At 49.5% G+C, this 12,230-nt stretch carries 11 protein-coding genes; 7 read left to right on the top strand and 4 right to left on the bottom strand.

The genetic code is table 11. The features are described 5' to 3' along the window. Positions 1–19 precede the first annotated feature (19 nt). The 4 genes from argC to EZMO1_RS05390 all read right to left on the bottom strand — a co-directional run bounded on the left by argC (position 20) and on the right by EZMO1_RS05390 (position 2,589). Complete coding sequence (argC, locus tag EZMO1_RS05405) at positions 20–1,051, bottom strand: N-acetyl-gamma-glutamyl-phosphate reductase (protein WP_034874918.1); 1,032 nt, start codon at positions 1,049–1,051, stop codon at positions 20–22. 243 nt (positions 1,052–1,294) lie between these two features. Next, a complete protein-coding gene (locus tag EZMO1_RS05400) occupies positions 1,295–1,510 on the bottom strand; it encodes a DUF3820 family protein (protein ID WP_034874921.1) in 216 nt (71 codons plus the stop codon). A gap of 15 nt (positions 1,511–1,525) precedes the next feature. Next, on the bottom strand, positions 1,526–2,242 hold the full coding sequence (locus tag EZMO1_RS05395; RefSeq protein WP_034874923.1) for an LrgB family protein: 717 nt from the start codon (positions 2,240–2,242) through the stop codon (positions 1,526–1,528). Next, positions 2,239–2,589: a CidA/LrgA family protein gene (locus tag EZMO1_RS05390; protein WP_034874926.1), complete on the bottom strand. Its 351-nt coding sequence runs from the start codon at positions 2,587–2,589 to the stop codon at positions 2,239–2,241. The genes EZMO1_RS05395 and EZMO1_RS05390 overlap by 4 nt, the downstream gene beginning before the upstream one ends. Before the next feature lie 157 nt (positions 2,590–2,746). On the opposite strand from EZMO1_RS05390, the gene EZMO1_RS05385 reads away from it, so the two are divergent. The 7 genes from EZMO1_RS05385 to EZMO1_RS05355 all read left to right on the top strand — a co-directional run bounded on the left by EZMO1_RS05385 (position 2,747) and on the right by EZMO1_RS05355 (position 12,229). Further along, positions 2,747–4,309 carry a chloride channel protein gene (locus EZMO1_RS05385; protein WP_051789803.1) on the top strand — a complete coding sequence of 521 codons (1,563 nt, stop codon included), beginning with the start codon at positions 2,747–2,749 and terminating at the stop codon, positions 4,307–4,309. A gap of 137 nt (positions 4,310–4,446) precedes the next feature. After that, positions 4,447–4,869: a protoporphyrinogen oxidase HemJ gene (hemJ, locus tag EZMO1_RS05380; protein WP_034874927.1), complete on the top strand. Its 423-nt coding sequence runs from the start codon at positions 4,447–4,449 to the stop codon at positions 4,867–4,869. Between the two features lie 89 nt (positions 4,870–4,958). Continuing rightward, a complete protein-coding gene (locus EZMO1_RS05375; RefSeq protein ID WP_160174040.1) occupies positions 4,959–5,825 on the top strand; it encodes a DUF805 domain-containing protein in 867 nt (288 codons plus the stop codon). 398 nt (positions 5,826–6,223) lie between these two features. Beyond that, positions 6,224–7,411 (top strand): acetate kinase, encoded by a 1,188-nt coding sequence (locus EZMO1_RS05370; protein WP_034874931.1) that lies wholly within the window; start codon positions 6,224–6,226, stop codon positions 7,409–7,411. Positions 7,412–7,529: 118 nt separating this feature from the next. Next, positions 7,530–9,626: a phosphate acetyltransferase gene (gene pta / locus EZMO1_RS05365; protein WP_034874933.1), complete on the top strand. Its 2,097-nt coding sequence runs from the start codon at positions 7,530–7,532 to the stop codon at positions 9,624–9,626. Positions 9,627–9,840: 214 nt separating this feature from the next. Next, positions 9,841–10,113, top strand: a complete 273-nt coding sequence (locus EZMO1_RS05360; protein WP_236631998.1) for a GDCCVxC domain-containing (seleno)protein — start codon at positions 9,841–9,843, stop codon at positions 10,111–10,113. Between the two features lie 973 nt (positions 10,114–11,086). Beyond that, a complete protein-coding gene (locus EZMO1_RS05355) occupies positions 11,087–12,229 on the top strand; it encodes a cupredoxin domain-containing protein (RefSeq protein WP_082211931.1) in 1,143 nt (380 codons plus the stop codon). The last annotated feature ends 1 nt before the right edge of the window (position 12,230 follow it).

Genomic DNA, 12,230 nt, shown 5'->3' with positions numbered 1-12,230 from the left:
AAGCCTCTCACTTAAATGGTTAAGGCATCATAGCCGAAACATCCAGCCCTGCTTTTTCATCCAGACCAAACATAATATTCATATTCTGAATCGCCTGCCCTGCCGCACCTTTTACCAGGTTATCAATCACAGAAAGAATGACAACAGTATCCCCACCCTGAGGACGATACACGGCGATACGGCACTGGTTACAGGCTTTGACCGAACGGGTTTCAGGCAGACTGCCAGCAGGCATGACATCTACAAAAGGTTCATTGGCAAAGGTCTCTTCAAACAGTCCCTGCACATCAACCGAGCGGTCTTTTACCGTTGCATAGGTAGTAGCATGGATACCACGAATCATGGGGGTCAGATGAGGAACGAACACCAGCTCACCGTTAAAACGGGCTGACATTCTCGACAGCCCCTGCCGAATTTCAGGCAAGTGACGATGACCGGCAACACCATAAGCCTTAAACGACTCGGACACTTCACACATCAGGCTGGCGACTTTGGCACCACGCCCGGCACCACTGACACCCGATTTGGCATCCACAATGACATGGCCTTCAACCAGATCATTACGAACCAAAGGCAACAGTCCTAACTGTGTCGCCGTCGGATAACAGCCTGGATTAGCCACTAGTCGCGCCTGACGTATGGCTTCACGATTCATTTCCGGCAAACCATACACTGCTTCATCCAACAACTCGGGGCAGGCATGATCAACACCGTACCATTGTTTCCAGTCAGCCGGGTTACTCAAACGAAAATCAGCCGCCAGATCAATCACCTTGACCCCTTTGTCCAACAAAGCGGGCACTGACTGCATGGCAATACCGTTAGGTGTGGCAAAAAACACCAGATCACAGCGGGATAACACCTCATCATCGGGTTCCGTAAAGGCAATATCCATCTTCCCGCGCAAGCCAGGATACAACTCACTGACCGCCTTGCCATTCTCCGAGCGTGAGGTGATAACCTGCACATCAGCTTCCGGGTGAGTCGCCAGCAAACGCAGTAACTCGGCACCGGTATACCCTGTACCACCTACGATTCCGATTTTCATTATCGCTCTTTCCTATTGGTATATTTATCTACAAAGTGAGCATATTTATTCAGACTTGTTTTTGCAAGAATGGGCTTAGAAGATGTTCATGATCTTTTGAGGAAAGCGAAAATGCTGAGAAATTGTTGCTGTTTTTTGATCTCATGAGGCGCGTAGTGGTGCTACGCAACGAATGAGATCAAAAAGCAGGGGCAATTTATCGACATTTGCAGCCCTCAATAAGATCGTGAACAGCTTCTTAAAAAACTACCGGTCTTTTAATGGCTGAATAATCCCTGTGAGACCATTAATATGGATTTCCAGAGCGAGCTGAAGCAAACGCCCCAGCTCGCCTTCCGGAAATCCTTTTTTAGCAAACCAGAGCAAATACTCTTCTGGCAGATCAATCAGCACACGTCCACTGTATTTCCCAAATGGCATGGTCATTCGTGCCAGCTTCAACAGATCCTGTTTCTCAAACATCCCAAAAGCCTCGGATTAAAACAAATAAGCCACCACATAAGGTAATACCATGGCTGTCAGAATGGCATTCAGACACATTGCCAGACTCGAATATACGCCCATGGTCGGATTTATACCAAATGCCATGGCGGTGCCTCCGGCATGAGCATGAATGCCCAGAGCAAAGCCGGTAGCGCGAATATCTGTTACTCCGGTTTTACGGCATACCCATGGCCCGACAAGCCCGCCATAAATTCCGGAAATACAGACCACCGCCACTGCAACAGGCACAATGCCGCCCATTTTTTCCGACAACGCCAAAGCAACAGCCGTGGTCACCCCTTTGGTAGATACTGACAGAAGCACATCATTCTCGGCACCGCTGACCCAGGCAAATCCCAACCCTAACAACACAACCAGAACGGCACCGAGCAACAAAGTAAAGATAATCGGGCCCGCATGTTGACGAACATGGTGTAACTGCTGAGACAGAGGAATAGCCAGTGCGACAGTAAACGGCGCCAGCAGTGTTTTTAGAATAGAGCTGTGCTCGGCATAAGTTTCAATGCTCATGGAAGACAAACGAATCACCAGAAATACCAGCACACTGCCCACTATCACCGGGTGAAACCAACCTTTGCGCCCACTGCGGATAAATAAGCGCTCACCCACCAGATAAGCGCCCAGTGTAAGCAGCAAAACGGTCACCGGATTTGACATAAACATTTCCAGACGCAGCAACAGGTCATTCATGACTGCTTCTCCCTGCGACGCAATAACCACTGCATAAAGTGCCCACTGATGACAATCCCCAACGGTGTGGCAACAAAAGTGGCTAATACCAACGGCAACCATTGGCGGGACAAAAGGTCGGTCATAAAAAAGACAGCAACAGACGCCGGAATAAACAGGATCGCCATGTAATGAATACAAAACTGACTGACCTTCTGCAGATCCTCAGATGCACCACCCTTTATTTGCAGCCAGATCACAAGCAGGATAAGCCCTGCCACGGCCCCGGGAATGGGAAGGTTGAAAATGGCACTGATGGCCTCACCGACAACGGTGAACAACAGTAAAATGACAAAGCCTGAGAGCATGATGCTTTTTCGCCTGACCGCTGAAAAAGCCTATTTTTACCACAAAGGCTCCTGACCGATAAGAGAGTCACTGATTCACAGCACTTAATTCATTAACTACTCGGTGCTGATCAGATAGAATCTGTCGGTGAAACGCCATTCAACATCAGGAGCCACCTTGCCCGACCACCTGCCGCCGGAACATCATCATTCATTGCATCAATTGCGCATCAAGCTTTCCAGTACCGACGCCCTGCCACAGCTGACGTGTATTGGCATGCTGATCGGACTGCTGGCTGGCGGTTTGCTGATTCTGTTTCGCGAAATCATCCATTACTCCACCAGCTTCTGGCTGCCAATGGGCGACGAACACTTTGAAACGCTGCCTGACCTTGCACGATTTATCATTCCTGTTATTGGCTCAGTCTTCATTCTTCTGCTGTTTTCATGTGCCTCTGCCAAACGACGCTCTGTTGGTATTCTGCACGTTGTGGAACGACTTCAGTTTCACAAGGGAAAAATGTCATTCACCAGTATGGTATTGCAGTTTTTCGGTGCCATCATGGCGCTGATTGGTGGTTTTTCTGTTGGCAGGGAAGGCCCCGCCGTTCACGTCGGCGCGGCCACAGGCAGTCTGCTGGGGCAGAAGCTGAAACTCCCTCAGAACACACTGAGGATACTGGCAGCCTGTGGTGGTGCTGCTGCCATTTCAGCGTCGTTTAATACACCGATGGCAGGTGTCATTTTCGCCATGGAAGTGGTTGTTCGACAGTACGCACTGAACAGTTTTATTCCGGTGATGGCCGCCGCAGTCATGGCGGCCGTTCTGTCGCAGATTATGTACGGCCCCGACCCGGCCTTCGTTGTGCCAGTTATTCCTATGGCCTCTTTAACCGAGTTAGGTATTGCTGCCGCCTCTGCCTGCCTGATAGGCATTCTGGCGGCAGGGTTTATCAGACTTCAGTTATGGACAGCCAGTAAACGACAACAGCTCTTTATCAACCCGATCATACTGGCAGGCCTGTTTATGGGCACTGTCGGCTATTTTCTGCCAGCCGTTATGGGCATCGGCTATGACACCATTGAGTTAATTCTGAATGGCGAACTGATGAATATTACCTTTCTGCTCATACTGATGGTTGCCAAGCTGGTCACAACAGCTGTTGTCACCGGGCTGGGCATTCCCGGCGGAATTATTGGCCCGTCACTCATGATGGGCGCTTTAGCCGGTGCGGCCTTTGGTCACATGGGGGATTTTTTACTCAACCTTCCCGACGTCAGCAGTGCCTTTCACGCCCTGCTCGGTATGGTGGCCATGATGGCTGCCGTGTTACAGGCTCCCATGGCAGCGCTGGTCACTGTTCTCGAACTGACCCGTAACCCGCATATTATCATGCCCGCCATGTTCACCATTGTGATTGCCTGCCTGATTGCAGGGCGCCTAACCTCACGGGGCGGCCTGATTGAAATGCAATTACTCGCCAAAGGTTACAGCCACCAACATTCGTTACTGAAACAACTACTCAGCCAGAAAGGGGTCGCAACGGTCATGAGCAGGCACTTTGAGCTTCTCGACAACAAAGAGATTGTTCCGGTACCCGTTCATGCATCGTTGCAGGATGCGCTGGAAATCATGGAAACACACTCGGTTGAAGTGCTGGGCGTTTACACGTCAGGCAGACGACAGAGTGTGCTTTGTGGCGTCGTGACCAGAGAAGCTATCGACAATTTCTACCGTTAGTCCTTTTACCCTGCGAAAGTTCCGGCTACCCTGTTCAGACAATAACTATTCAACAATAGCTATCCAACAATAGCTATCCAACACTATTGATCGAACAATAACTATCACAACAATCTGTCGAACAGGGGTACACGTCCATGCTCTGGGTTAAAGCTTTTCATCTGATTGCCATGGTTTGCTGGTTTGCTGCCCTGTTCTATTTGCCCAGGCTGTTTGTTTATCACGCTATGAGTGACGACAGCATCAGTAATGAACGGTTCAAGGTGATGGAGCGCAAGCTGTACAAAGGTATTGCCCTGCCATCCATGCTCGCCACCCTGATTCTGGGCTTCTGGCTGCTGAGCTATAACACATCCTACTACATGAGCAGTGGCTGGATGCATGCCAAACTGACGCTGGTATTCCTGTTAATTGGTTACCACCACGTCTGCGGTGCTTTTGTGAAGAAGTTTGCCAGAGATGCCAATACCCGTTCCCACACCTTTTATCGATGGTTCAATGAAGTGCCCGTGCTGTTTCTGATCGGCATCATCATACTGGCCGTGGTCAAACCATTCTGAAAATAATCCGAGTCTTTGGTGATTCAGGCACCCCGCTGGTGCAAATGCTATAACCATTAAATAGCCTGAAATCACCAATGGACTCCGGCATGGCTGCCAAACACTATAAAGTGCTCTTCGAAGGACAAGTTTTCGACGAGAACGACGAAGAAAACGTCAAAGAACGCCTGCAAAAACTATTTAAGGCCGATGATGCCCGCATCAACCGTCTGTTTTCCGGCAAGTCCTACGCTCTTGGTAAAAATCTTTCAAAGGAAGATGCCCGAAAATACGAAAAAGGCATCATGCAGGCCGGAGGTCTGTGCCGGATTGTCAACATGGACGACGGCAGCGAGCTAAAGCCGGCCGACCGGAGCATAAAAGAACCTTCCCTTACGGCTGACATCAGTAGCCGAATCCGTTCCGGATCAAAAAAACCTTTGCGCCTTATGCGACGCATTGGCCGGTGTCATTACATCAGTCTGTGCTGGCTGGTTCTGGCAATAGAAGCTGCCGCTTTACTGATGCCCGTCTATCTCCCCAAACTGGCAGTGGGAATGCTCACTATTCAGCAGATCACCGCTATAGGTCTGGGTATGCACGCTCTGGGCATTCTGGTTGCTGTTTATGCCATGGCTTCACGTCTGCATGATATGAACCGTAATGGCTCGCTGTGGCTGTTCATGATCATTCCCATTGTTAACCTGCTGTTTATGGGCTGGCTGGCTTTAGGAAGAGGCTCAAAAGGGGATAATGACTATGGCAACCCACCCGAATCACCCGGACAATTTGCCCGATTACTGGGGCTCTATATTCCAGTGATTCTTCTACTGGTTACTTCTGGCGGAGCTTATTTCTATCAGGATGAATTGCTGAAACAAATCCAGCATCTGCCTGCTGAATGGTCCAAGCAGATACCAGAGGGAATTGAGAGTCATCTGCCCTTCCTGTCATCCCTGCCGTTTCTGTCAACATAAGCCGTACTTGAGTATCTGTCATAAGTGACTACATTTGTTGTCAGGTATGCCCGAATGCCGAGACTGAAACCGTTAAAAATTTAAGAGAAACATCAATCGAAACACGATCAATAAACACCACTCAACAGTTCACACTGGCTAACATTCAACCACCAATATACGCATCAATACGCAGTCCATTGATCCAGATCAATGGTTATAATCACGGGCTTTACGGCACCTGCTCCCCAGTCAGATCGCAAGCACAATAAGTTTGATTATTTCATCACAGATGGTTTGCATCCGGAGCACTTCATCGCCAGACCAGAAGTTCAAGGATCGTCGTGATGCCAGACTAACAGGCATCACGAAGTTCTGATAACGGACTGATTGTCCTGATTCAGTTAGGTATAGTTTTTATGAGCAAAGATAGCATTCTCGTTATTAACTGCGGCAGTTCTTCCCTGAAGTTCTCTGTCATCAACCCGGCTACCGAAGAAGAAAGCATTAACGGCCTGGCAGAGCGCATGGGTAGCAGCGAAGCTGTACTGCGTTGGAAGATCAACGGCGAGAAAGGCAGCCAGGCTCTGGGTCAGGCTGCTCACGATCAGGCTATCGAAGGCCTGATGGGTCTGCTGCGCGAAGAAGGTCTGATCGACCGCATCGCCGCTATTGGTCATCGTGTGGTACACGGTGGCGAAAAGTTCACCCAGTCCGCTCTGGTGACCGACGAAGTTATCGCCGCTATCGAAGACTGCATTCCTCTGGCACCTCTGCACAACCCTGCTCACCTGCTGGGCATCAAGGCTGCCCAGAAGTTCTTCCCGGGTCTGCCAAACGCTGTAGTATTTGACACCGCTTTCCATCAGACCATGGCAGCTGAAACCTACCTGTACGCTATTCCATACGAGCTTTACGAGAAGCACGGCGTTCGTCGTTACGGTGCTCACGGCACTTCCTACCGCTACGTAGGTCAGGCAGCTGCCGACATGCTGGGTCTGGACATCAACAACAGCAGCATCATGGTGGCTCACCTGGGTAACGGTGCTTCTGCCTGTGCTATCAAGAATGGCAAGTCCATTGACACCACCATGGGTCTGACCCCACTGGAAGGTCTGGTGATGGGTACCCGTTCCGGCGATATCGACCCGAACCTGTTCAACTTCCTGAACAAGTCTCTCGGCTATTCCCTGGAGCGCACCACTGAAATGCTGAACAAAGAATCCGGCCTGCTGGGTCTGTCCGGCATGGACAGTGACTGCCGCGTAATCGAAGACGCTGCACAGGAAGGCAACAAGCGTGCTCAGCTGACTCTGGACGTATTCTGCCACGTTCTGGCCGAAAAACTGGCTGGTTTCGCTGCAGCTATGGGTAGCGTTGATGCACTGGTATTCACCGGTGGTATCGGTGAAAACTCCAGCATCATCCGCAAGAATGTGATCGAGCGCCTGAGCATCTTCGGCTTCAAACTGCACGAGCAGAAGAACGACGAAACCTTCCGTGGCAAGAGCGGTGTCATCACCGAAGAAGGTTCTACTGTTGCCATGGTAGTTGCTACCAACGAAGAACTGATGATCGCTCGTGACACTCAGGCTCTGACTGCCTGATCTGAGGATCGTGTAAATGCCGGCTTAGCCCTACGGCGGGGCGGCATTTGCTGTTTTTTCCAACAGGAGGCGTATGCCTCCTGTTGTGTATGTCTGAAGTATTTTCCGGGATAGTCGTATGCGTACATTCTTCCTTGCTCCAACCCGCTACGGTGTCGGTCTGACATCCGTCACTCTGGGTCTGGTGCGCGCCCTGGACAAACTGGGTCTGCGCGTTAAATTTTTCAAACCGATTGCCCAGCTGCACGTGTCGGACACCGGCCCTGAGCGCTCCACCAAGCTGGTACAGCGCATCATGGACCATGAGCCACCGGCACCTATTTCGTCTAACCGTGTTGAAGACCTGCTGGGCGACAACAAGGGTGATGAACTGATGGAAGAGATCGTCGCTCTGTTCGACGACGCTTCCAAGGGCGCCGAAGTGATGGTTGTGGAAGGTCTGGTACCTACCCGCAGCATGCCGTATGCCAACCGTCTGAACAACGACATGGCCCGTACCCTGAACGCAGACATCATTCTGGTTTCCGAACCGGGTGAGAACACTCTGGAAGACGAAGCCGACAAGCTTGAAATTGCTGCCGACAGCTTTGGTGGCATCAAGAACCCGAACATGATTGGTTACATCCTGAACAAACTGGATGAGCAGACCATGAACTCGCTGAAAGGTGAAGACGGTGCTTTCAAACCACTGCCGGAATTTGCCCGCAAAGCGTTCCTGCCACTGGGTTACATTCCATGGAACAGCTCCCTGTCCTCCCCACGCACACTGGACATCAGCAATCACCTGGGCACCCGCATTATCAATGAAGGTGAAATGGCCTCCCGTCGTGTAACTTCCTACACACTGAGCGCCCGCACCCCGACCAATATGATTCACCACCTGAAGCCTGGCAATCTGGTGATTGCTCCGGGTGATCGTGATGACATCATTCTGGCAACCGCTATGGCCGCACTGAACGGTGTTCCTCTGGCTGGCCTGCTGCTGACCAGCGACCTGCGCCCGTCCGAGCCAGTGATGGAACTGTGCCAGAAAGCCATTTCAACCGGCCTGCCGGTTCTGCTGACCGAGCACGATTCATACAATACCGCCAGCAAGCTGGATCGTATGAACAACGAACTGCCGATTGACGACAGCATCCGTGTTGAAACCGTCATGAACACTCTGGCCGAACACCTGAACACCGACTGGTTCAAAGGCCACTGTGGAGAAATCTCCGAGCGTCGTCTGTCTCCACCTGCCTTCCGTTACAATCTGGTTCAGCGCGCCATTGCGGCTAAAAAACGTGTTGTGCTGCCAGAAGGTGATGAGCCTCGTACCATTCAGGCTGCCGTCATCTGTCAGGAGCGCGGCATTGCCGAGTGCATCCTGCTGGGTAACCGTGAAGCCATCGAACAGGTGGCTCGCGATAACGGCATTACTCTGCCGGAAAGCCTGATCATCATGGATCCGGAACACGTACGTGGCCGCTATGTTGAGCCTATGGTTGAACTGCGTAAGCACAAGGGTCTGAACGCGCCTATGGCTGAAGCCCAGTTGGAAGACACTGTGGTACTGGGTACCATGATGCTGGCTCAGGGTGAAGTAGACGGTCTGGTTTCCGGCGCCGTTCACACCACTGCAAACACTATCCGTCCTGCTTTCCAGCTGATCAAGCCAAGCCGTGAGTCCGGTGGTCTGGTCTCTTCCGTATTCTTCATGCTGCTGCCTGACCAGGTGCTGGTTTACGGTGACTGTGCAGTTAACCCGAATCCGGATGCTGAAGCGCTGTCTAACATTGCTATCCAGAGTGCTGACTCTGCTGTCGCTTTCGGCATTGACCCACGCATTGCCATGATCAGTTACTCCACCGGTGCTTCCGGTATGGGTGCCGACGTTGAGCGTGTTCGTGAAGCTACCGAGCTGGTTCGTCAGAAGCGTCCTGACCTGATCGTTGACGGTCCTATGCAGTACGACGCTGCGACTGTTGAATCGGTAGCCCGCAGTAAAGCGCCGGACTCCGACGTTGCCGGTCGTGCGACAGTATTTGTCTTCCCGGATCTGAACACCGGTAACACCACTTACAAGGCCGTTCAGCGCAGTGCTGACGTCATCTCTGTTGGCCCAATGCTGCAGGGTCTGAACAAGCCTGTAAACGACCTGTCCCGTGGTGCACTGATAGACGACATCGTTTACACCATCGCCCTGACCGCGATTCAGGCAGAAGCTGACAAGTAACTTTAGCTTCGCGGTAACTAGTAGCTTCGCGTGTTGAAAGCAGTTGCCTCTGCTTTCAACACGATCTCCTTTCTTCTGAAGACGTAATCAATACTGCAACATAAAACCGTCACAAATCCTTTCTAAAATACTTTTTCATGAACGTTAAGAAAGAGGTGTCAATGTCGATAACCGTTTATTACGTACCTGAGAAAAGCAAGAAAAGGATCAGTTCATGAAGCATCATCTCCATACCAAATCCAGTATCACCTGTTCAGACTGCGGCCACACTTCTGATGAAACCATGCCCCTTGATGCCTGTGTTTACCTGTATGAATGCAAAAGCTGCCAGAAGCTGATGACACCGGATTCCGGCGACTGCTGCATTTTCTGTTCCCGGGGCAGCCATCCATGCCCAACCAGCCAACGGGAAAGCCGGGCTTACCGGGTCATGCCTTCCGCTTCCCTTCTTACTGACAGCACTGTAAACACCGCACAAGCCAGCTGATCTCCAACCTTTAACACTACAGAAACTCTACGCGCCTGAGCACAGGCAGGCGGGTGCGTAGCTGTTCTATTCATAGCCGCCTTTCATAGCGGCCAGAAAACATCTGAACTTTTACTGATACATGAACTTTAATGACCTGAATAGCTGACTGAATTCATGGAGGAAATATCATGGTCAATGTTCAGGGGTCCACCATACAGAGCAAAGATACCTTCGCAAGCCTGAAGAAAACATGTCGGCAGTATGGCCTTTCATTCTGGCATTACTTGACAGACCGACTGACAGGTAGCGGGATATTTCCAAGGCTGAGTCAGGAAATCGAGCATGCTGCACGACTGCTACCGTGTGGTTCACGTACGGCTTTTTTGAGTAGATACTCTTTGTGTTGGTATGGAAACGGTTCCTTTTCAGATGATTTTGATCATTTTTGCCAGAGCTATAGTGCATTTAATTCTCTATACCTGAGTACTGGAGAGCAGCTCGTCCCGTTAAATATACGCCTTAAGTCGTAAGACTTGGCATGAAGGTAAAAATTGATCATTAATACCAAGGGTTGCAGAGTAATATAACTAAAGGCTCTTTATGGATTCCGGAAAGTTGGTAGAAAAATATCAAAAAGCTCGCTGGTAGCTGCTAAATTCTCTGACCTAGAAAGCATTTTTTTCAGAAAAAATTCAGTCTTCGATAGTAGCCCCCTGAAACACCCCTGAAACACATAGAGAGCCTAACTAAAAAAGAGCCTAACTAAAATGACTACCTTATATCTGAGTATCTGAAAAAAGTGTGCACGAGTATATTAAATCTTCAGCACCCCCTTGCTATCAGTAGCTATCAGTAGCTTTCACTGTCGTATATCTAAACAAGATTATTGCTTGCTTGCCAAGGCATATGAGGCAACTGAAAATTAACATTTATACGCACTTCGACGTGTAAGACGTATTAAAGAGTGTAGTCTGCTGACTGGAGAGAGGACATGAAATACAGTTTATTCGGATTCACCCTGTTACTCTTAATGACGGTGGTTCAGGCAAGTGATATTTATGTTTCAGAACATTGGGATCCCATTAGATTTTCGACACGTAAGAATAGAACCATGTTCGTAGATCTTAATTCAAAAGTTAGTTTTATTTGCCCTAATATAGCGACCGTTTTAAAAGATGATCCAACTGCGATACAAACATCAGCTATGTATGAGAATTTGTGGCTGGTCAATAAAGCTGCCTATGACACCTGTAGCGTCAACGTCACGGCTGGAAGTCGGAAGTTGTTGACGTGCGACACGCCTACACAATTGAAATTTACTTCGGTTATTTTTGCCCAATTTGTTGCTGAAGACGATGGCCTACAATTTGAAGGGGGTAAACATTATTACTTTATAGCCACATCCGATGGCACTGAATCTGGTCTCAATAATACTGAAAATGGTAATTGCCGTAAACGAAACATGCGCATGAAGGTTTATGTCTGCAGAAAAGGGATTAAATGTAGAAAACATAGACATGGCAAATGCCATCTTGGAACGCACTGTAAGCCTGCTTCAATCACTTCTGCCACTGAACTGGTCGCTTCTGCCACTGACCCTGCCACTTATGCCACTGACCTGGTCGCTTCTGCCACTTATGCCACTGACCCTGTCACTTATGCCACTGACCTTGACCGGGTCGCTTCTGCCACTGACCCGGCTGAGTATGAACTTCCTCATTCACTGCCAGTTGAGTTAGTGTGGTATATTGACTACAACCAGACTCTAGCCTGGTATTTATCTGAAAAATCCGATCATTATCGGGTCGTTGCAGTTTGCAAAGCACCCAACAGTACGATTACCCGGCTGGACCATGAAGGAGGGTTTGTCAGTAGCTGGACATGTCAGAAACCAGGCCAGCGTTTCGTTATTCTTGAACCAAAGTCAAAAACAAACAATTTGAATGTTGACGACACTTATTTCGAAGTACTGTTTGACAATAATCTGCTGGTACGGGAATCAAATACCCTGAATTCAAGTTTCACTATAAAGGTAGATAAATTCAAAAATTTTGTAAATGAAGCTAACCGTTTTAATGATGGGTCTTCTTTTGCTTTTTTGATCTCAATGTATCTTTTTGTGAATACCTTTTAAA

Source organism: Endozoicomonas montiporae CL-33 (assembly GCF_001583435.1).
Lineage (GTDB): Bacteria > Pseudomonadota > Gammaproteobacteria > Pseudomonadales > Endozoicomonadaceae > Endozoicomonas_A > Endozoicomonas_A montiporae.
The sequence above is the reverse complement of the archived record's forward strand: the minus strand, read 5'-3'. Positions and strand labels throughout refer to the sequence as shown.